The 18,693-nt window shown below is 72.2% G+C and carries 21 protein-coding genes; 15 read left to right on the top strand and 6 right to left on the bottom strand.

Annotated features, from left to right (window positions below; genetic code table 11):
* The first annotated feature begins 141 nt into the window (after positions 1-141).
* The 3 genes from ACWGJ2_RS08955 (at position 142) to ACWGJ2_RS08945 (ending at position 2,936) form a co-directional block, all read left to right on the top strand.
* Positions 142-1,161, top strand: coding sequence for an ABC transporter ATP-binding protein (locus ACWGJ2_RS08955; protein ID WP_453345309.1), 1,020 nt, complete (start codon positions 142-144; stop codon positions 1,159-1,161).
* 59 nt (positions 1,162-1,220) lie between these two features.
* Positions 1,221-2,066, top strand: coding sequence for an ABC transporter permease (locus tag ACWGJ2_RS08950; RefSeq protein ID WP_453345308.1), 846 nt, complete (start codon positions 1,221-1,223; stop codon positions 2,064-2,066).
* A gap of 189 nt (positions 2,067-2,255) precedes the next feature.
* On the top strand, positions 2,256-2,936 hold the full coding sequence (locus ACWGJ2_RS08945) for a hypothetical protein (RefSeq protein ID WP_453345307.1): 681 nt from the start codon (positions 2,256-2,258) through the stop codon (positions 2,934-2,936).
* Positions 2,937-3,227: 291 nt separating this feature from the next.
* Here the strand turns inward: ACWGJ2_RS08945 and ybaK are convergent, their stop codons facing one another.
* The 3 genes from ybaK to ACWGJ2_RS08930 form a co-directional block, all read right to left on the bottom strand.
* Positions 3,228-3,740, bottom strand: a complete 513-nt coding sequence (ybaK, locus tag ACWGJ2_RS08940) for a Cys-tRNA(Pro) deacylase (protein WP_453345306.1) — start codon at positions 3,738-3,740, stop codon at positions 3,228-3,230.
* A gap of 58 nt (positions 3,741-3,798) precedes the next feature.
* Positions 3,799-4,611, bottom strand: a complete 813-nt coding sequence (locus ACWGJ2_RS08935) for an LON peptidase substrate-binding domain-containing protein (RefSeq protein WP_453345305.1) — start codon at positions 4,609-4,611, stop codon at positions 3,799-3,801.
* 128 nt (positions 4,612-4,739) lie between these two features.
* The gene (locus ACWGJ2_RS08930; RefSeq protein WP_453345304.1) at positions 4,740-6,353 is read right to left on the bottom strand and encodes an oxidoreductase; all 1,614 of its coding nucleotides are present in this window, start codon (positions 6,351-6,353) and stop codon (positions 4,740-4,742) included.
* 352 nt (positions 6,354-6,705) lie between these two features.
* On the opposite strand from ACWGJ2_RS08930, the gene hisD reads away from it, so the two are divergent.
* The 11 genes from hisD to ACWGJ2_RS08875 all read left to right on the top strand — a co-directional run bounded on the left by hisD (position 6,706) and on the right by ACWGJ2_RS08875 (position 13,954).
* Positions 6,706-8,040, top strand: a complete 1,335-nt coding sequence (gene hisD, locus ACWGJ2_RS08925; protein WP_453345303.1) for a histidinol dehydrogenase — start codon at positions 6,706-6,708, stop codon at positions 8,038-8,040.
* A complete protein-coding gene (locus ACWGJ2_RS08920) occupies positions 8,037-9,152 on the top strand; it encodes a histidinol-phosphate transaminase (protein ID WP_453345302.1) in 1,116 nt (371 codons plus the stop codon). The genes hisD and ACWGJ2_RS08920 overlap by 4 nt, the downstream gene beginning before the upstream one ends.
* On the top strand, positions 9,149-9,739 hold the full coding sequence (hisB, locus tag ACWGJ2_RS08915; RefSeq protein WP_453345301.1) for an imidazoleglycerol-phosphate dehydratase HisB: 591 nt from the start codon (positions 9,149-9,151) through the stop codon (positions 9,737-9,739). Before ACWGJ2_RS08920 ends, hisB begins: the two co-directional genes overlap by 4 nt.
* A complete protein-coding gene (locus tag ACWGJ2_RS08910; protein WP_453345300.1) occupies positions 9,736-9,900 on the top strand; it encodes a hypothetical protein in 165 nt (54 codons plus the stop codon). Before hisB ends, ACWGJ2_RS08910 begins: the two co-directional genes overlap by 4 nt.
* The gene (gene hisH, locus ACWGJ2_RS08905) at positions 9,897-10,577 is read left to right on the top strand and encodes an imidazole glycerol phosphate synthase subunit HisH (RefSeq protein WP_453345299.1); all 681 of its coding nucleotides are present in this window, start codon (positions 9,897-9,899) and stop codon (positions 10,575-10,577) included. Before ACWGJ2_RS08910 ends, hisH begins: the two co-directional genes overlap by 4 nt.
* A gap of 77 nt (positions 10,578-10,654) precedes the next feature.
* Positions 10,655-11,380 (top strand): bifunctional 1-(5-phosphoribosyl)-5-((5-phosphoribosylamino)methylideneamino)imidazole-4-carboxamide isomerase/phosphoribosylanthranilate isomerase PriA, encoded by a 726-nt coding sequence (gene priA, locus ACWGJ2_RS08900; RefSeq protein ID WP_453345298.1) that lies wholly within the window; start codon positions 10,655-10,657, stop codon positions 11,378-11,380.
* Positions 11,377-11,781 carry a RidA family protein gene (locus tag ACWGJ2_RS08895; protein WP_453345297.1) on the top strand — a complete coding sequence of 135 codons (405 nt, stop codon included), beginning with the start codon at positions 11,377-11,379 and terminating at the stop codon, positions 11,779-11,781. The genes priA and ACWGJ2_RS08895 overlap by 4 nt, the downstream gene beginning before the upstream one ends.
* A 45-nt stretch (positions 11,782-11,826) precedes the next feature.
* Entirely contained in the window at positions 11,827-12,597 is a 771-nt protein-coding gene (gene hisF, locus ACWGJ2_RS08890; protein ID WP_453345296.1) for an imidazole glycerol phosphate synthase subunit HisF, read from the top strand.
* A 229-nt stretch (positions 12,598-12,826) separates the two neighbouring features.
* Positions 12,827-13,078 (top strand): hypothetical protein, encoded by a 252-nt coding sequence (locus tag ACWGJ2_RS08885; protein ID WP_453345295.1) that lies wholly within the window; start codon positions 12,827-12,829, stop codon positions 13,076-13,078.
* Positions 13,071-13,367 carry an SH3-like domain-containing protein gene (locus ACWGJ2_RS08880; protein WP_453345294.1) on the top strand — a complete coding sequence of 99 codons (297 nt, stop codon included), beginning with the start codon at positions 13,071-13,073 and terminating at the stop codon, positions 13,365-13,367. Before ACWGJ2_RS08885 ends, ACWGJ2_RS08880 begins: the two co-directional genes overlap by 8 nt.
* Positions 13,364-13,954, top strand: coding sequence for a nitrile hydratase subunit alpha (locus tag ACWGJ2_RS08875; RefSeq protein ID WP_453345293.1), 591 nt, complete (start codon positions 13,364-13,366; stop codon positions 13,952-13,954). Before ACWGJ2_RS08880 ends, ACWGJ2_RS08875 begins: the two co-directional genes overlap by 4 nt.
* A gap of 184 nt (positions 13,955-14,138) precedes the next feature.
* Here ACWGJ2_RS08875 and ACWGJ2_RS08870 read toward each other — a convergent pair whose 3' ends face one another.
* The 3 genes from ACWGJ2_RS08870 to ACWGJ2_RS08860 are packed head-to-tail and all read right to left on the bottom strand — an operon-like array spanning position 14,139 to position 17,675.
* Positions 14,139-14,882: a succinate dehydrogenase/fumarate reductase iron-sulfur subunit gene (locus tag ACWGJ2_RS08870; protein WP_453345292.1), complete on the bottom strand. Its 744-nt coding sequence runs from the start codon at positions 14,880-14,882 to the stop codon at positions 14,139-14,141.
* The gene (locus ACWGJ2_RS08865; protein ID WP_453345328.1) at positions 14,879-16,834 is read right to left on the bottom strand and encodes a fumarate reductase/succinate dehydrogenase flavoprotein subunit; all 1,956 of its coding nucleotides are present in this window, start codon (positions 16,832-16,834) and stop codon (positions 14,879-14,881) included. The genes ACWGJ2_RS08870 and ACWGJ2_RS08865 overlap by 4 nt, the downstream gene beginning before the upstream one ends.
* A 49-nt stretch (positions 16,835-16,883) precedes the next feature.
* Positions 16,884-17,675: a succinate dehydrogenase gene (locus tag ACWGJ2_RS08860; protein WP_453345291.1), complete on the bottom strand. Its 792-nt coding sequence runs from the start codon at positions 17,673-17,675 to the stop codon at positions 16,884-16,886.
* A 94-nt stretch (positions 17,676-17,769) separates the two neighbouring features.
* Between ACWGJ2_RS08860 and ACWGJ2_RS08855 the strand changes: the two genes are divergently transcribed.
* Positions 17,770-18,654 carry a LysR family transcriptional regulator gene (locus ACWGJ2_RS08855; protein ID WP_453345290.1) on the top strand — a complete coding sequence of 295 codons (885 nt, stop codon included), beginning with the start codon at positions 17,770-17,772 and terminating at the stop codon, positions 18,652-18,654.
* The last annotated feature ends 39 nt before the right edge of the window (positions 18,655-18,693 follow it).

Raw genomic sequence — 18,693 nt, 5'->3', positions numbered from 1 at the left:
AAATCAGCGCGGGACCCTACAGTGCGCACCACACTGGCCAACCGTCCCGCGCAACACCCCCGACGAACCGGCAACCCCCGTTTCCTTCCGCCCCCGCGAAGGGAACCCGTGAAGAGGCGCGTACCCTCGTAGCTCGTGGGAATGGGCACACGGCAGGCGGTGGACAGCGTGGAGACGCCGACGCGGGTCGCCGTGCGTATAAGCGCGCTGGTCAAGACGTACCCCGCGAGCCGTGCCCGCCGAGGCGCACCGCCCGCGCCGGCGGTGCGCGCCAGTGACGACGTCACGCTCGACATCAACGCGGGCGAGATCTTCGGCCTGCTCGGCCCGAACGGCGCGGGCAAGTCCACCCTCGTACGGCAGCTCACGGGCCTGCTGCGCCCGGACAGCGGCGCGATCAAGGTGCTCGGCCACGACCTCGTACGGCACCCGGAGCGCGCCTCCCGCCTCCTCGCCTACCTGGGCCAGGAGTCCAGCGCACTGGACGAGCTGACGGTCGCGCTGGCGACGGAGACGACGGGACGCCTGCGTGGCCTCGACGCCGACGCCGCGCGCCGCGAGCGCGACGCGGTGATGGACGAGCTGGGCCTCGGCCCCCTCGCCTCGCGCCCCCTCAAGAAGCTGTCGGGCGGCCAGCGCCGCCTCGCCTGTGTGGCCTCCGCGCTGGTGGGCGAGCGCCCGCTGCTGGTGCTCGACGAGCCGACCAGCGGCATGGACCCCGTCGCGCGGCGCGCGGTGTGGGCCGCCGTCGACCGCAGGCGCGCCGAGCACGGCGCCACGGTCGTGCTCGTGACGCACAACGTCATCGAGGCGGAGACGGTGCTGGACCGGGTCGCCGTGATGGACACGGGCCGGGTCATCGCCTGCGACACCCCGGGCGGGCTGAAGGCTACGGTGGGCGACGACGTACGACTGGAACTGGTGTGGCGCGACCGCGCGCCCGTCGATGTGCCGGAGGTCGCCGCGCTGGGCGAGGCGGCCCTCGTCTCGGGGCGGCGCTGGACGCTGCGGCTCGGCCCGGACGCGGCGCGCGAGGCGGTCGCGGTGGTCACGGGCGGGCCGGCCTTCGCCGCACTCGACGACTTCTCGCTGGCGACGCCCAGTCTGGAAGACGTGTATCTGGCGCTGGGCGGGCGCGGGGAAGGCTTGGTGAAGGCGTGAGTTCGGCCAGCTCGGTGAGTTCGATGAGTTCGGTGGGATCAGTGGGCCCGGCGGGTTCCGTGACGTCGACCGGTACCGCACATCCCGCGGCCCCGGCGCCACAGCCGGACCCGTCGGCCCCCGCGGTGGGGGTGCCATCCGTCACCCCCGCAGCGCCGCTCGCCGCGCGCGCCCGCCTGTGGCCCGCGCTGGTGGCCGTCTACCGCGCCCAGCTCTCGCGCGCCCGCGTGGCCCGCGTGCCGCTGCTCTTCGTCGCGACGTTCCAGTCGCTCGGGATCATGGTGCTGATGCGCGGTGTCGTGGACGGCGGCGTGGAGGCGCGTGCGGTCGTCGCCGGGTCCAGTGTGCTCGTCGTGGCGTTCGTGGCGCTGAACCTGCTGGCGCAGTACTTCGGCCAGTTGCGCGCCAACGGCGGCCTGGACCACTACGCGACCCTCCCCGTGCCCGCCGCCGCCGTCGTCCTCGGCGCCGCGGGCGCGTACGCGTCCTTCACGGTGCCCGGTGTGGTGGTGACGGCGGTCGTGGGGAGCGTGCTGTTCCAGTTGCCGCTGGGCGGGCTGTGGGTGCTGGCCGCGGTGATCCCGCTCGCGGGCGCGGCCCTCGCCGGGCTGGGCGCGGCCCTCGGACTGCTCGCGCCGAAGCCCGAACTGGCCACCGTGTGCGGCCAGTTGGGCATGTCGGCCGCACTGCTGCTGGGCGTGCTGCCGGGCGGCGAGCTGCCCGAGCCGGTGCGCTGGCTGCGGGACCTGCTGCCCTCGACGTACGGCGTGGAGGCCCTGGCCCGTACTTTCGAGTCGGCGCCCGACTGGGGTCGCGTGCTGCTGGACCTGGGCGTGTGCGCGGCCGTCGGTGTCGTGTCGCTCGCCGTGGCGACCTGGGCCTACCGGCGCGCCGCCGTCCGCTGAGCCCCTTCCTGCCCCGCGCCGTACGCGTCCGTACGGACCCACCGCGTGGCGGCGCCATGGGTCGCCCCCCGTGCGACGGGCGACGCCTGGCACGATGGCGTGGTGACCGTACCGACGCCCTCCTCACACAATCCTGACCACTCCGGCTCCGCACCGGGCCACCCCGGCGAGCCGCAGCCGGGCGGGTCCATGAGCCATGAGCCTCTCGCGGGCCACCCGGGCGGGGGCGCGCACGCCGCCGCCGACGCCGACGCGGCCGGGCCGCGGGTGCGGCGCGAGCTGCGGGACGCGGTGGTCTGCGGGCTGGCGGTGACCGTGCTGGGGGTGGCGCTGGGCCTGCTGTGGCTGTGGCTGGCGCCGAGGGTGCCGCTGTTCACGGACGGCAAGGCCGTCTACCTCAAGGACCCGGAGGGCGAGGAGGCCATCGGCGCCGACGGCACGTTCATCCTCCTCGCGCTGGCCGCGGGCGTGCTGAGTGCCGTCGCCGTCTTCCTCGCCCGCGTCAAGGGCGGCGTGGGCCTCGTGGTGGGGCTCGCGCTGGGGGCGCTGCTGGGCTCGGTCGTCGCCTGGCGCATCGGCGTCTGGCTGGGCCCCGAGACGGACGTGGTGGCAGCGGCGAAGGCGGCCGGTGCGAACGGCACCTTCGACGGGCCGCTGAAGCTGGACGCGAAGGGCGGGCTGCTGGCCTGGCCGTTCGCCGCCGTCCTCCTCCACCTGATGCTGACGAGCATTTTCACGCCCCGCGATCCCGAGCCCCCCTTCGGGCAGGACCCGGGCTTCGCGGAGGACCCTGGCTTCGCGAACGGTACCGGCTTCGCCGACGGCCCCGGCAAGGGCGCGGCGCCCGAGGCCCGTCGCGACACCTGGTAGCCCCGGCTGCCCTCACCGCCCGTCCCACCGGCCGCCGCTACGCGGGGCGGCGCCCGTGGTTCGCCCTGCCCTTGCGGATGCGCCAGCGGCGCTTGCGGGTGCGCTTGGACATGGGTGGTACCCCCTCGCTGGGTGGCGTCGCCACGTAGCTGGTCGCTACGTACCTAGCCGAGGGGGAGCGCCCTGGGAAGCCCTCGCGAGACGTTCTCCGGGCGCACCGGTACGTAAGGGGTACGCCGGGCCCGTACGTCAGCGCCGTACGTCTCTACGTCAGCCCCGTACGTCTCTACGTCAGATCCGCGCGATGGGCGCCGTCGTCGCCCCGGTGAGCGCCGCCAGGTCGTCAGGCGCCAGCTCGATCTCCAGGCCGCGGCGCCCTGCCGAGACGCAGATGGTGGCGTGCCCGGAGGCGGACGCGTCCAGCACCGTGGGCAGCCGCTTGCGCTGTCCCAGGGGCGAGATGCCGCCCCGCACGTACCCCGTGGTGCGCTCGGCCGCCGCCGGGTCGGCCATCGTGGCCCGCTTGCCGCCCGCCGCCGAGGCCAGTGCCTTCAGGTCCAGGGAGGCGGAGACGGGCACGACGGCGACGGTCAGCGTGCCGTCGACGTCCGCGACGAGGGTCTTGAAGACCTGCTCGGGGGAGAGGCCGAGCGCCTCGGCCGCCTCCTCGCCGTAGGAGGGCGCCGCCGGGTCGTGCGTGTAGGCGTGCGTGGTGAAGGCGACGCCCGCGCGGCTGGCGGCGACCGTCGCGGGGGTCGCCGCCGCCTGCTGGCCCTGCTTGCGGTCCTGCTTCTTCCTGGCCATCGCGCGTGTGCCTCTGCCTCGGTTACCTGGCTGGTCGATCCGGTCCGGTCAGGTCCGGTCAGTTCGGGCTCGTCGGCTGCCGGGTGAGATCGGCGGCGGGCAGCGAGGGCAGCTTCCCGATCATCGCCGTCTCGCGCCGGAGGATCTTCAGCTCGTCCGCGAGCCGCGTCGCCGTGTCGGGCGCCTGGAGCAGCCGCTGCTTGGACGGGGTGTCGAGGATCGTCGCCGCCGCCACGAGGTAGGAGACCACCGACGGGTCGTCCGGCAGGTCCTGCCCCGCGGCGAGGGTGCGCTCGCGGGCGCTCGCGAGGCGCTTCTGGTACGTGCGGAAGGCCCGCAGCACCCCGGAGGCCAGCGCCCCGGCGCCGTCGCCCTCCTCCTCGGGCAGCTCCTCGATCTCGCCCATCAGATACGGGCCGCTCGCGTCCACCGAGAGGAGGCGGAAGCGGGTGGTGCCGGTGGCGAGAACCTCGTAGCCGGAGCTTTCCCCGGCGCCCGGCTCCTGCTCGGGGCCCTCGTCCTCGTCGTCCTCCGCGGCGCCGACCGCACCGGAGGCGCTGGCGCGCTCGCGGATGGTCGAGGCGTCGGCGACGCAGCCCACGCCGTAGAACGCCTGGGCGGGGTCGGGCCCGAAGCCCGCCGTCGGGTCGGCACCCGTGGGCGGCGACGCCTCTGGCAGTCCCGTCGCCGTGGGGGCGACCTCGCGGCCGTCCCTGATGGCGACGACGCCGAAGCGGCGCGGGGTGTCCTCGGGGATCTCCAGCAGGTCGCGCATCAGCGCGCGGTACCGCTGCTCGAAGATGTTCAGCGGCAGCACGAGGCCAGGGAACAGCACCGAGTTGAGCGGGAAGAGCGGAAGCGCGGTTGTCACAACGGGTAAGCCTAAAGCCTTCGGCGGTGGTCGCGGTGGGGATATGCGCACGTCGCCGCGACACGCCTCCGCACGCGGTATCCGGATCCCCGCCCGTGTCCCCCCTTCGCGGCGCTCCGAAACCTCCGTCACTGGCGCCTCAGCAGCCGGGTCGCGCCCGTGGCGACCGTCGTCGCGAGGACCCAGCCGAGCAGGATCAGGACGGCCTCCGCCCACTGATAGCCGCCCGCGGGGTTCCAGGCCGCGTCCTGGCCGAAGCTGATGACGGGAAGGAGCAGGTCGAGGGCGTAGAGCGCGGAGTTCCAGTGCGGATGCTCGTGCTCCTTGAGCGGTTCCGGCGGGTTCGCGCCGAACACGACGGTGGCCGAGGCCCACAGCACCGCCATCCACAGGGCCGCCTGCGCGGGCCGGTAGCCGTAGGCCACCGTCCAGTCCTGGATATAGCCCCACACCTTTCCGACCAGCGGCAACGTCTCACGCCTGCGGCGCTGTTTCTCCAGGAGTACGGCGCGCGCGTTGGTGTCCTCCCCACTGTTGCGGTACATCGCGGCGAGCTGCTCGTACGGCTCGGGCGAGTACTCGGGCGTGGCCGCGCTCAGCCACTGGAGGCGCTCCCGGACGTTGAAGTGGCCCTCTTTGGGGATCGCCTGCTGGTACGTGAAGCCCGCCATCCACAGCCGCTGGTCCCGCGGCCAACTGCCCACCCGGTCCATGAGCTTCTCGACGGTCGCCCCCGACAGCACCACGAGCCCGCGCTCGGGCGCCTGCGGGGTGAAGCTCAGCTCGGGTGTGGAGATCCGGCGCAGCGACAGCTCCTGGTTCTGCTGGAGGTCGAAGCGCGCGTTCTCGATGACCAGGGACGAGCCGAACCTGCCGTCGTCCAGCACGATCCCGCCCGTGCACTCGAAGTGCCGGGTGCGCCAGCGTGTGCCGCCCTCGGTCGTGAAGGGGATGCGGGTGCCGGTGGGCGGTGTCTGGCCCTGGAGCTGCGGGGTCAGCGCCGGGGTGGCGTCAGCGAGGCTGGCGACGTGCTCGACGGTCATCTGCGGGGCGTGCAGCGCGTAGCGGCCGCGGGTGTTGCGCAGCACCGTGCCGAACATGTGCAGCGAGCTGCCGATGGTGGCCCCGCGCAGGCTCAGCTCTCCGTCGGTGACCAGCATGCTGGCCTGGAACTCCTGGGAGACCGTGATGCCGTCGGCCGCGATGGCCCGGATGCGGCGCCCGCTGCCCACCTTCGCCTCGTCCAGCAGCAGGTCGGTGCCGATCGTGGCGTCGGTGAGCTTGATGCCGCCGGGTATCGAGCAGCGGGGCAGATGCAGATCGCCCTCCGTCGTCAGCCGCGCCGCCTCCAGGCGGGGGATGGCGCAGTCGCTGAAGCGCGCCGTGTGCACGCGCGCCTCGGGTATCCGCACCTCCTCCTCGAAGCGGCAGTGCCGCAGCTCGAAGTACGAGTCCACCGTCCCGCCCGAAAGGTCGAGGGAGCCGGTGATGTAGGCGCCGACGAGGTGGAGCGAGGCGACCCGGCCCAGTAACGGGGGCGGGCCGTGCAGCAGCAGGCGGGCGATGAAGCGGGCCCTTACGGTGCGCTCGGGCCCCCACGGATGGTCGCCGTCCGGATCGTCCAGTTCGGGCTCGTGGCTGCGCAGGTCGTGCTCGGTGCCGTTGCGGAACGCCTGCCACAGGCCCCATTCGGCGGTGGTCACACCGGTCGGCGGCTCCTCGGAGTCCAGCGGCTCGTTCACTGGTCCGTTCCCCTCCCCCTCGTTCCCTGTCCCCTGGCCCCCGATCGCGTTTCCGACGGTGCGTGACGCGTCGAAAAGCCGTGGTCGTACGCTTCCCCTTCCCGCTCCGTGACCGGATGAACGCCTGTGGCGACGATCGGCCGCTGTGCTCCGGTTCCGTTACTGGTGCGTCCGCACCGCAGGTCATATGCCGGGGGCCGGGATGCGGACGGGCACGCACGGGCACGCACGGGCACGCACGGGCGCGGCGGTACGGCGCGGGCCCGCGAGGCGGGCGTGAGGCCCCTCACGGTATGTATCAGCCAGTGATACGGGCGGCCAGCCGCCGGACGCGGTCTGAGAGACTGGGGGTGTGATCTCCCGAATCGACCTGCGTGGTTCCGCGCTCGCCGCCTCGGCGGCCGGCGGCGGAATCGACCGCGATCTGCTGCCCCGAGCCGAGTTCGACGTCGAGGACGCGCTGGAGAAGGTGCGCCCCATCTGCGAGGACGTCAAGCATCGTGGCACAGCGGCACTGGTCGACTACGCCCAGCGGTTCGACGGCGTCACGCTGGAGCGCGTACGCGTCCCGGCCGAGGCGCTGACGGAGGCACTGGAAGCGCTCGATCCGGACGTACGCGCGGCGCTGGAGGAGTCCGTGCGGCGCGCCCGTATCGTCCACAGGGACCAGCGGCGCACCGATTCCACCGTCCAGGTCGTCCCCGGCGGTACCGTCACCGAGCGGTGGGTGCCCGTCGAGCGCGTCGGGCTCTATGTGCCGGGCGGCCGGGCCGTCTATCCGTCCTCCGTCGTCATGAACGTGGTGCCCGCGCAGGAGGCGGGCGTCGGCTCGCTGGCCGTCTCCTCGCCCCCGCAGAAGGAGTTCGGCGGGCTGCCGCACCCCACCATCCTCGCGGCCTGCGCCCTCCTGGGCGTCGACGAGGTGTACGCGGCGGGTGGCGCCCACGCCGTGGCCATGTTCGCCTACGGCACCGAGGACTGCGCCCCCGTCCAGCTCGTCACGGGCCCCGGGAACATCTACGTCGCCGCCGCCAAGCGCCTGCTCAAGGGCCGCATCGGCATCGACTCCGAGGCGGGCCCCACCGAGATCGCGGTCCTCGCCGACGACACGGCGGACGCCGCGCACGTCGCCTCGGACCTGATCAGCCAGGCCGAGCACGACGTGGTCGCCGCCGCCGTGCTGGTCACGCCCTCCGTCGCGCTGGCCGAGGCCGTCGAGGCCGAGCTGAAGACCCAGGTCGCCGCCACCCGGCACCAGGAGCGGATCACCGAGGCGCTGTCCGGGCGCCAGTCCGGGATCGTGCTCGTGGACTCCCTGGAGGACGGGCTCGCCGTCGTGGACTCCTACGCGGCCGAGCACCTGGAGATCCAGACCGCCGACGCGGCGGCGTGGGCCGCGCGCGTGCGCAACGCGGGCGCGATCTTCGTCGGCCCCTGGGCGCCCGTCTCGCTCGGCGACTACTGCGCGGGCTCCAACCACGTGCTGCCCACCGGCGGCTGCGCCTGCCACTCCTCCGGTCTCTCGGTGCAGTCGTTCCTGCGCGGCATCCACGTCGTGGACTACACGCGCGACGCGCTCGCCGAGGTGACCCACCACGTCGTCACCCTCGCCGAGGCGGAAGACCTGCCCGCCCACGGGGCGGCACTCAAGGCAAGGTTCGACTGGAAGGTGCCGCAGAGCAAGTGACCGGCATTGACGATCTCCCCATCAGGGACGAGCTACGCGGCAAGTCCCCGTACGGCGCCCCGCAGCTCGACGTTCCCGTACGCCTGAACACGAACGAGAACCCGTACCCGCTCCCCGAGGAGCTGGTGCGGCGGATCGCCGAGCGCGTCTCCGACGCGGCCCGCACTCTCAACCGCTACCCGGACAGGGACGCGGTCGTGCTCCGCACCGAGCTGGCCGCCTACCTCACCCGCACCGCCGGGTACCAGGTCGGACCCCGCAACGTGTGGGCGGCCAACGGCTCCAACGAGGTCATCCAGCAGCTGCTCCAGACCTTCGGCGGCGAGGGCCGCACGGCGATCGGCTTCGAGCCCTCGTACTCGATGCACGGCATCATCGCGCGCGGCACCGGCACCGAGTGGCTCTCCGGACCGCGCCACGACGACTTCACCATCGACACCGAGGCAGCCGTCGCCACCATCGCCGAGCGCAGGCCGGACGTGGTGTTCATCTGCTCGCCCAACAACCCCACCGGCACGGCCGTCGGCCGCGACACCGTGATGGCGCTCTACGAAGCGGCGCAGGCCGCCAGGCCGTCGATGGTCGTCGTGGACGAGGCGTACGGCGAGTTCTCGCACCGCGAGTCGCTGCTGCCGCTGCTGGAAGGCCGCCCGAACCTGGTGGTCACCCGCACCATGTCCAAGGCGTTCGGCGCCGCCGGGCTGCGGCTTGGCTATCTGGCCGCCGACCCCGCCGTCGTCGACGCCGTCCAGCTCGTGCGGCTGCCCTACCACCTGTCGGCCGTCACCCAGGCCACCGCGCTGGCCGCGCTCGAACACACCGACACGCTGCTCGGCTACGTCGAACGGCTCAAGGACGAACGCGACCGGCTGGTGCGCGAACTGCGCGCCCTCGGCTGCGAGGTCACCGAATCGGACGCCAACTTCGTGCAGTTCGGGCGGTTCGACGGCGAGGGCGGCGCGCACGCGGTCTGGCAGGCACTGCTGGACCAGGGAGTCCTCGTCCGGGACAACGGAGTGCCGGGCTGGCTGCGGGTGTCGGCGGGCACGCCCGAAGAGAACGACGCGTTCCTCGACGCGGTACGCGCAGTGACGAAGGAGACGAACCGATGAGCCGCGTGGGCCGCGTGGAGCGCACCACCAAGGAGACCTCGGTCCTGGTCGAGGTCGATCTCGACGGTACCGGGCAGGTCGACGTCGCCACCGGCGTCGGCTTCTACGACCACATGCTCGACCAGCTCGGCCGCCACGGTCTCTTCGACCTCACGGTCAAGACCGACGGCGATCTGCACATCGACAGCCACCACACCATCGAGGACACCTCGCTGGCCCTGGGCGCCGCCTTCAAGCAGGCGCTCGGCGACAAGCGGGGCATCGTGCGGTTCGCCAACGCCTCGGTGCCGCTGGACGAGTCGCTGGCCCAGGTGACGGTCGACCTCTCCGGGCGCCCCTACCTCGTGCACACCGAGCCCGAGGGCATGGCGCCGATGATCGGCGAGTACGACACGACGATGACGCGGCACATCCTGGAGTCCTTCGTGGCCCAGGCGCAGATCGCGTTGCACGTCCACGTCCCGTACGGGCGCAACGCGCACCACATCGTCGAGTGCCAGTTCAAGGCGCTGGCGCGGGCCCTGCGCTACGCGTCGGAGATCGACCCCCGGCAGACCGGCATCCCTTCGACCAAGGGCGCGCTGTGAACGGTCTGTCCACTCTGCTGATCTTCGTCGGGCTGTTCCTCGCGGGCGGCGCCGTCTCCTTCTGGAAGCAGAAGCTCCCGAAGAGCGTCGTCGCCGTGCTGGTCATCGGCTCGGTGCTGGCGCTGGCGGCGGGCGTGCTGCGGCTGGAGGTGTGGAAGTGAGCGAGGAGAACACGGCTCCCGCGAGCGCCCGCGCGGGCAAGAGCGTCGTGGTCTTCGACTACGGCTTCGGCAACATCCGCTCGGCCGAGCGCGCCCTCGCCCGCGCGGGCGCCGACGTCGAGATCACCCGCGACTACGACAAGGCCATGGCCGCCGACGGCCTCCTGGTCCCCGGCGTGGGCGCCTTCGCCGCCTGCATGGACGGACTCCGCGAGGCGCGCGGCGACTGGATCATCGGCCGTCGGCTCGCGGGCGGGCGCCCCGTGATGGGCATCTGCGTCGGCATGCAGATCCTCTTCAGCCGGGGCATCGAGCACGGCCACGAGGCCGAGGGCATGGACGAGTGGCCCGGCACGGTCGGCCCGATGAAGGCCGACGCGGACCACACCATCCCGCACATGGGCTGGAACACGGTCACCCCTGCCGAGGGCTCGAAGCTCTTCGCGGGGCTGCCCGAGGACGCGCGCTACTACTTCGTCCACTCCTACGCCGTACACGACTGGGAGCTGGAGACCGCCAACGCCGCGCTGACCGCGCCCAAGGTGACCTGGGCCGAGCACGCGACGCCGTTCGTCGCGGCCGTGGAGAACGGGCCCCTGTGGGCGACGCAGTTCCACCCCGAGAAGTCCGGTGACGCGGGGGCCCGGCTGCTGTCCAACTGGATCGACACGCTCTGACCCACCGGGCGGCCCCGCCGCCCGTCCCCGCCAGGGGAGAAGGCAACATCACACAGGAAGCGCAGACAGAGGACGTCATGACCAAGCTCGAACTCCTCCCCGCCGTCGACGTCAGGGACGGCCAGGCCGTGCGCCTCGTGCACGGCGAGTCCGGCTCGGAGACCTCCTACGGCGACCCGCTCCAGGCCGCCCTCGCCTGGCAGCGTTCCGGCGCCGAGTGGCTGCACCTCGTCGACCTCGACGCCGCGTTCGGCACCGGCGACAACCGCGAGCGGATCGCCGAGGTCGCCCGCACCATGGACATCAAGGTCGAGCTGTCCGGCGGCATCCGCGACGACGCCTCCCTCGAAGCGGCCCTGGCCACCGGCTGCGAGCGGGTCAACCTCGGCACCGCCGCGCTGGAGAGCCCCGAGTGGGTCGCGAAGATCATCGCCGAGCACGGTGACAAGATCGCCGTCGGCCTCGACGTACGCGGCACGACCCTGCGCGGACGCGGCTGGACCCGCGACGGCGGCGACCTCTACGAGACGCTGACGCGCCTCGACGCCGAGGGCTGCGCCCGCTACGTCGTCACCGACATCAACAAGGACGGCACCCTCCAGGGCCCCAACCTGGAACTGCTGCGCAACGTCTGCGCCGCGACCGACAAGCCCGTCGTCGCCTCCGGCGGCGTCTCCTCTCTTGACGATCTGCGGGCCATCGCGACGCTTGTACCGGAGGGGGTCGAAGGCGCCATCGTCGGCAAGGCCCTCTACGCCAAGGCGTTCACCTTGGAAGAGGCTTTGGAGGCCGTGTCGTCATGACCCCGGACCGCCGCGTCGAACGCGTGCAGACCGACAGCCCCTGGGAAGAGAGCATCGGGTTCGCACGCGCCGTCGCGGCGGGCGACCGGGTGTCCGTGGCGGGCACCCTGCCGCTGGTCAATGGCGAGCTGGCCGGCGAGGGCGACCCGTACGAGCAGACGAAGGCAGCCTTCGGGCAGGCACTCGCCGCGCTCAAGGAGTTCGGTCTCGACGTCTCCTCGGTGATACGCACCCGGATGTACCTCACCCACTCCCGCGACGTGGACGCGGTGGCCCGCGCGCACCGGGAGCTGTTCGACGCGGTCCGTCCGGCCGCGACGCTCGTCGTGGTCTCGGGGTTCGTCGACTCCCGCGTCCTGGTCGAAGTGGAACTGGAGGCGTTCCGGGGCACCGCCCCGTAACGCGCCCCGTAGGGCACCCGCCCAAGAAGGAGAGTCTGCACAGCGATGTCCGTGTCCGTACGAGTCATTCCCTGCCTGGACGTGGACGCCGGGCGCGTCGTCAAGGGCGTCAACTTCAAGAACCTGCGGGACGCGGGCGACCCCGTCGAGATGGCGAAGGTCTACGACGCGGAGGGCGCGGACGAGCTGACGTTCCTCGACATCACCGCCTCCTCCTCCGACCGGGAGACCACCTACGACGTGGTGCGGCGCACCGCCGAGCAGGTCTTCATCCCGCTGACGGTCGGCGGCGGCGTCCGCAGCCCCGAAGACGTCAACAAGCTGCTGCGGGCCGGCGCTGACAAGGTCGGTGTGAACACCGCGGCCATCGCGCGGCCCGAGCTGATCCGCGAGATCGCCGAGCGGTTCGGCAGCCAGGTGCTGGTGCTTTCCGTCGACGCGCGGCGCTGTGCGGACGGCACGTCGACGCCCTCCGGCTACGAGGTGACCACCCACGGCGGGCGCAAGGGCACCGGCATCGACGCCGTCGAGTGGGCGCACCGGGCCGCGGAGCTGGGCGCCGGCGAGATCCTGCTCAACTCCATGGACGCGGACGGCACCAAGGACGGCTACGACACGGCCATGATCGAGGCCGTACGGGGGCATGTGGCCGTGCCGGTCATCGCCAGCGGTGGCGCGGGGCGCTTGGAGCACTTCGCGCCCGCGGTCGGCGCGGGCGCTGATGCGGTGCTTGCTGCTTCCGTCTTCCACTTCGGTGACCTCCGCATCGGCGAGGTCAAGACCGCGCTACGGGATGCGGGGCACCCAGTGCGGTAACCCTTCACCGGGTTGCGCCCCCACAACATTGGCGCGCCGTAGCCACCCACCCGCACCCGGAAACGGCGCCCCGCCACCCCGCCGCGTGCAGCGGCGCAAAAATCAGCGCGGGACCCTGCGGTGCCCACCACACAGGGCAACCGTCCCGCGCAACCACCCCGTGAAGAGGGCACCCCCCCCCCAAAAAAACGGCGAACCGCACAGCGCAGCGCCCCGTAGCATCGAAGCCATGAGCCGGGTCAATGATGTGGGCGGGCAGACGGGGTTCGGGGCCGTCGAGGTGGAGCGGGACGAGCCGCCGTTTCATGCGGACTGGGAGGCGCGGGTCTATGCGCTGAACGTCGCCCTCGTGCGGCGCGGGGTCTACACGCTGGACGAGTTCCGCGACACCATCGAACGCATGCCGCCCCAGGAGTATCTGGCCGCCTCGTACTACGAGCGCTGGCTCCACGCGATCGAGCGGCTGACCAGCGATGACTGAGGGGACGCGGCAGCGGTTCGCGCCGGGGGACCTGGTCCGTACGCGGGCCGGTGACCCTGACGGGCACACCCGTCTGCCCCGCTACGCACGGGGCCAGCGCGGTCGCGTCGTGGAGGTCGCCGGAAGCTGGCCGCTGGCCGACGAGGTCGCGGGCCGCAGCCCCGAGCCCCGCGTCGAGCCGGTCTACGTCGTGGCGTTCGCCGCGGGCGAGCTGTGGGGCGAGGGCGCGCACGAGGTCACCGTCGAGCTGTGGCAGTCGTACCTGGAAGAGCTGGAGGAGCCGGAGTGAGCGGGCAGCACACCACGAACCCCGTCGCGGTACGGGTGCGTCGGCTGGAGGAGCGGCTGATCGGGGCCGGCCTGGTGGAGGACGCGGAGCTGGACGGCATCCTCGCCCGCTTCCTGGAAGGCGCCTCGCCGCTGAACGGCGCCCGTATCGCCGCGCGTGCCTGGACGGACGAACGCTTCAGGGCGCGGCTGCTCGCCGACGCGAACGCGGCCCTTCCCGAGCTGGGCCTCTCCATGGCGGGCGGCATCCAGCAGCAGCGCCTCAAGGTCGTCGCGAACACCCCCGAGCAGCACAATGTGCTGGTCTGCACCCTGTGCTCGTGCTATCCGGTCGGGCTGCTCGGCCCCTCCCCGTCCTGGTACAAGAGCGAGTCGTACCGCTCCCGTGTCGTGCGCGAACCGCGCACCGTGCTGGGGGAGTTCGGCCTGGAGCTGCCCGAGGACGTGCGGATCACGGTCTGGGACTCCAGCGCCGAGAGCCGCTACATGGTCCTGCCCCGCCGCCCCTCGGGGACGGAGCACATGGGGGAGGACGAGCTGGTCGGGCTGGTCACCCGCGAGGGCCTCATCGGCACGGCGGCCGTCTGACCGTCTGACCCGGCGCCGTCAGGCCGACGAGACGCACGGCGGCCGTCTGACCGGGGTCCGTTCGACCGGCGGGCCGCGCCCGCACCCGGGTTGAGCACCACGGTGGTGGGGGCGCGGCCCGCCCGGCCCCGGCGCGGCCCCGTCCCCACGGGGCCCGCACCGCGCCGGTTCCGGCGGGGATGGTTCAGCCCGTCTTGCGGGCCGCCCGCAGGAACTCGCGGTTCATGGAGGAGATGGAGAAGAGCGGGATGCCCTTCGGGCAGGCCGTCGCGCACTCGCCCGTCAGGGTGCAGCCGCCGAATCCCTCGTCGTCCATCTGCCCCACCATGTCCAGCACCCGGGACTCGCGTTCCGGTGCGCCCTGGGGCAGTGCGTTGAGGTGGTTGACCTTCGCCGAGGTGAACAGCATCGCCGAGCCGTTCGGGCAGGCGGCCACGCACGCGCCGCAGCCGATGCACTCCGCGTGCTCGAACGCCGCGTCGGCCACGGGCTTGGGCACCGGCGTGGCGTGCGCCTCGGGCGCGGAGCCCGTGGGCACCGACACATAGCCGCCCGCGCCGATGACGCGGTCGAAGGAGGAGCGGTCCACGACCAGGTCCTTCACGACCGGGAAGGCGGAGGCCCGCCACGGCTCGACGTCGATCGTGTCGCCGTCCCGGAAGCTGCGCATGTGGAGCTGGCAGGTGGTGGTGCGCTCGGGCCCGTGCGCGTCGCCGTTGATGACGACGCCGCACGCGCCGCAGATGCCCTCGCGGCAGTCGTGGTCGAAGGCGACGGGCTCGTCCCCGTCGAGGATCAGCTTCTCGTTGAGGGTGTCCAGCATCTCCAGGAAGGACATGTCCTCCGAGATGCCGTCGACGTCGTAGGTGACCATGGCGCCTTGCGCGTCAGCGTGGGGCTGGCGCCAGACGCGGAGGGTGAGCCTCATGCGTAGCTCCGCTGGGTGGGGTGGACGTACTCGAAGACCAGGTCTTCCTTGTGCAGGGTGGGCGCGGCTCCGGTGCCCGTGAACTCCCAGGCGGCGGCGTACGAGAACTCCTCGTCCCGCCGGTCCGCCTCGCCCTCCGGGGTCTGGGACTCCTCGCGGAAGTGGCCGCCGCAGGACTCCTCGCGGTGCAGCGCGTCGAGGCAGAGCAGTTCGGCCAGCTCCAGGTAGTCCACGATCCGGTTGGCCTTCTCCAGCGACTGGTTCAGCTCCTCGCCGGTGCCCGGCACCCTGATCCGGCGCCAGAACTCCTCGCGGATCTCGGGGATGCGGCCGAGTGCCTTGCGCAGGCCCTCCTCGGTGCGGGCCATGCCGCAGTACTCCCACAGGAGTTCGCCGATCTCCTTGTGGAAGGAGTCGGGGGTGCGGTCGCCGTTCACCGACAGCAGCCGCTCCAGCCGCTCCGTGCACTCGGCGACGGCGGCGACGGCTGCCGGGTGCGAGGCGTCGGCGCCCTCGTCGTGCGGGTGGCGGGCGAGGTAGTCGTTGATGGTGGACGGCAGCACGAAGTAGCCGTCGGCCAGGCCCTGCATCAGGGCCGAGGCGCCGAGCCGGTTCGCGCCGTGGTCGGAGAAGTTGGCCTCGCCGATGGCGAAGAGGCCGGGCACGGTGGTCTGGAGGTCGTAGTCGACCCAGAGCCCGCCCATCGTGTAGTGGATCGCGGGGTAGATGCGCATCGGCACCTCGTACGGGTTCTCCGCGGTGATCCGCGCGTACATGTCGAAGAGGTTGCCGTACTTCTCCTCGACGGCCTTGCGGCCCATGCGCGCGATGGCGTCCGCGAAGTCCAGGTACACGCCCTGGCCGCCGGGCCCGACGCCCCGGCCCTCGTCGCAGACGTTCTTCGCGGCGCGCGAGGCGATGTCACGGGGCACGAGGTTACCGAAGGCGGGGTAGACGCGCTCCAGGTAGTAGTCGCGCTCGTCCTCGGGAATCTCGGCGGGCGGGCGCGTGTCGCCCTTGGCCTTCGGGACCCAGATGCGCCCGTCGTTGCGCAGCGACTCGCTCATCAGCGTCAGCTTCGACTGGTGGTCGCCCGAGCGCGGGATGCAGGTGGGGTGGATCTGGGTGAAGCAGGGGTTGGCGAAGTAGGCGCCGCGCCTGTGCGCCCGCCAGATCGCGGTGGCGTTGGAGTTCTTGGCGTTCGTCGACAGGTAGAAGACGTTGCCGTAGCCGCCGGAGGCCAGGACCACCGCGTCCGCGAAGTAGGTGTCGATGCGGCCCGTGATCAGGTCACGGGCGACGATGCCGCGCGCCCGCCCGTCGACGACGATCAGGTCGAGCATCTCGGTGCGCGGGTGCATCTCGACGTTGCCGGCGGCGATCTGCCGGGACAGCGCCTGGTAGGCGCCGAGCAGCAGTTGCTGCCCGGTCTGGCCGCGCGCGTAGAAGGTGCGGGAGACCTGGACGCCGCCGAAGGAGCGGGTGTCGAGCAGTCCGCCGTACTCGCGCGCGAAGGGCACGCCCTGGGCCACGCACTGGTCGATGATCTCGACGGAGACCTGCGCCAGCCGGTGCACGTTCGACTCGCGGGCCCGGAAGTCGCCGCCCTTGACGGTGTCGTAGAAGAGGCGGTGCACGGAGTCGCCGTCGTTGCGGTAGTTCTTGGCGGCGTTGATGCCGCCCTGCGCGGCGATGGAGTGGGCGCGGCGCGGGCTGTCCTGGTAGCAGAACTGCACGACGTGGTAGCCCTGTTCGGCGAGCGTCGCGCCCGCCGAGCCGCCCGCGAGCCCGGTGCCGACGACGATGACGGTGTGCTTGCGGCGGTTGGCCGGGTTGACCAGCTTGGCGCCGAAGCGGCGTGAGTCCCAGCGCTCGGCGATCGGCCCGTCAGGCGCCTTGGTGTCGGCGACGGGTTCGCCCACGCGGTAGTCGGTGTAGTCGTACGCGCTCATGTCGGCGTCCGTTTCGGTGCCCGCCTCGGGGTTCACGTCAGCACTCATGTCAGCTCACCAGCCCTGTCATCACACCTACCGGTACGGCGATGAAGCCCAGCGTCAGCACCAGCGCCAGCACGTTCGCCGCGCCCTTGAGCGCCCTGTCCCGGTTCTTCCTGCCCGCGCCGAGCGTCTGCGCCGCGCTCCAGAAGCCGTGCCGGATGTGCAGGCCGAGGGCGAGCATCGCGACGATGTAGATCGTGTTCCCGTACCAGGTGGAGAACGTCGCGACGACGTTCTCGTACGGGTGGCCCGCCTGCGCGTTCTCGTTCACGGTCAGCGTCGTCAGGTCGAGCAGGTGCCAGACGATGAAGAGGCCGAGGATGATCCCGCCCCAGCGCATGGTGCGGGTGGCGTAGCCGGCACGGGGGCGCTTGTGCGCGTACTTCGCCGGGCGCGCCCTGATGTCGCGCCTGCTGAGCTGGTACGCGGAGACCGCGTGGGCGACGACGGCGGCCAGCAGCACCACGCGGGCTATCCACAGGAACCACTCGTGGTGCAGCAGGGGCTCGCCGATGGTGCGCAGCCAGTGCGCGTAGCCGTTGAAGTCGGCCGAGCCGAAGAAGATCTTGAGGTTGCCGAGCATGTGGACGACCAGGTACGCCAGCATGATCAGACCGCTGACCGCCATGACCGTCTTCTTGCCGATCGTGGACCGCCACAGCAGCCCCAGCGTCGACGTCGCCGGTGGTCGCCTGCCACCGCCGCCCTTCGCGGGCCGACCCTTCGCGGGCCCGCCCTTCGGGGGCCCACCCGATTTTCGCGCCTCGTCGGAGCGCGTCCCTGTCGCCGTTGCCATGACTGACGACGCTAAGGAGTGAGGTTCCATAAGTCCAAGAGATGATGGAGCTGCGTCCGATAGCCAGTGCCTATCCACCCTTTATGCTGCCCGTATGCAGCTCCACCAGCTCCGCTACTTCGCGGCCGTCGCCGACACCCGGCACTTCACCCGCGCCGCCGAGATCGTCCACGTCGCGCAGCCCTCCCTCTCCCAGCAGATCCGCGCACTGGAACACGAACTGGGCGCCGAACTCTTCCACCGCGCCCGTGGCCACATCACCCTCACCGACGCGGGCGAGGCACTGCTGCCGCTGGCCCGTCGCATCCTCGCCGACGCGGAGACCGCGCGCCGCGAGGTGCAGGAGGTCGCCCAGTTGCGGCGCGGCCGGGTGCGTCTCGGGGCGCCCCCGAGCCTGTGCGCGAGCCTGGTGCCCGACGTGCTGCGCGACTTCCACGCCCGCTTCCCCGGCGTGGAGCTCCAGGTGCACGAGGACGGCTCGCAGGACCTGGTGCGGGTACTGGCCGACGGCGCCCTCGACCTCGCCCTCATCATCACCCCGCTGCCCGTGCAGGCCCCGGCCCTGGCGACCACGGAGCTGCTGCGCGAGGAACTGGTGGCCGTCTCCTCGCCGGACGAGCCCGCGCCGGTGAAGCGGCGCCGGATGCGGGTGTCCGACCTGCGCAACCGCCCGCTGGCGATGTTCCGGCGCGGCTACGACCTGCGCGACTTCACCACCGCCGCCTGCCGCGCCGAGGGCTTCGAGCCCGTCTTCACCGTCGAGGGCGGCGAAATGGACGCGGTGCTCGGCTTCGTCCGCGCGGGGCTCGGCATGGCGGTGGTCCCGCGCATGGTCGCGGACCGCTCGGGCCTGCGCGTGACGTCGTTCGCGGAGCCGGGGCTGCACCGTACGATCTCCGTCGCCCACCGTGGCGACGTCTCACCGCCGCGCGCGGCACGGGAACTGCAACGGATCATCGAGCGCTCGGTACGGGGGTGACGGCGCGGGGGGTGACGGTACGGCGAGATCCTCGTTCCC

It is taken from the genome of Streptomyces sp. NPDC054796 (assembly GCF_053611545.1).
This window is presented reverse-complemented; position numbering and strand designations above follow the sequence as displayed.

Bases quoted from the DNA above. Each gene is read 5' to 3' on its own strand.
- ACWGJ2_RS08955 (WP_453345309.1), top strand. From the start codon at position 142: ATGGGCACACGGCAGGCGGTGGACAGCGTGGAGACGCCGACGCGGGTC.
- ACWGJ2_RS08945 (WP_453345307.1), top strand. From the start codon at position 2,256: ATGAGCCATGAGCCTCTCGCGGGCCACCCGGGCGGGGGCGCGCACGCC.
- ybaK (WP_453345306.1), bottom strand. From the start codon at position 3,740: ATGGCCAGGAAGAAGCAGGACCGCAAGCAGGGCCAGCAGGCGGCGGCG.
- hisB (WP_453345301.1), top strand. From the start codon at position 9,149: ATGAGCCGCGTGGGCCGCGTGGAGCGCACCACCAAGGAGACCTCGGTC.
- priA (WP_453345298.1), top strand. From the start codon at position 10,655: ATGACCAAGCTCGAACTCCTCCCCGCCGTCGACGTCAGGGACGGCCAG.
- ACWGJ2_RS08895 (WP_453345297.1), top strand. From the start codon at position 11,377: ATGACCCCGGACCGCCGCGTCGAACGCGTGCAGACCGACAGCCCCTGG.
- hisF (WP_453345296.1), top strand. From the start codon at position 11,827: ATGTCCGTGTCCGTACGAGTCATTCCCTGCCTGGACGTGGACGCCGGG.
- ACWGJ2_RS08885 (WP_453345295.1), top strand. From the start codon at position 12,827: ATGAGCCGGGTCAATGATGTGGGCGGGCAGACGGGGTTCGGGGCCGTC.
- ACWGJ2_RS08880 (WP_453345294.1), top strand. From the start codon at position 13,071: ATGACTGAGGGGACGCGGCAGCGGTTCGCGCCGGGGGACCTGGTCCGT.
- ACWGJ2_RS08870 (WP_453345292.1), bottom strand. From the start codon at position 14,882: ATGAGGCTCACCCTCCGCGTCTGGCGCCAGCCCCACGCTGACGCGCAA.
- ACWGJ2_RS08865 (WP_453345328.1), bottom strand. From the start codon at position 16,834: ATGAGCGCGTACGACTACACCGACTACCGCGTGGGCGAACCCGTCGCC.
- ACWGJ2_RS08860 (WP_453345291.1), bottom strand. From the start codon at position 17,675: ATGGCAACGGCGACAGGGACGCGCTCCGACGAGGCGCGAAAATCGGGT.
- ACWGJ2_RS08855 (WP_453345290.1), top strand. From the start codon at position 17,770: ATGCAGCTCCACCAGCTCCGCTACTTCGCGGCCGTCGCCGACACCCGG.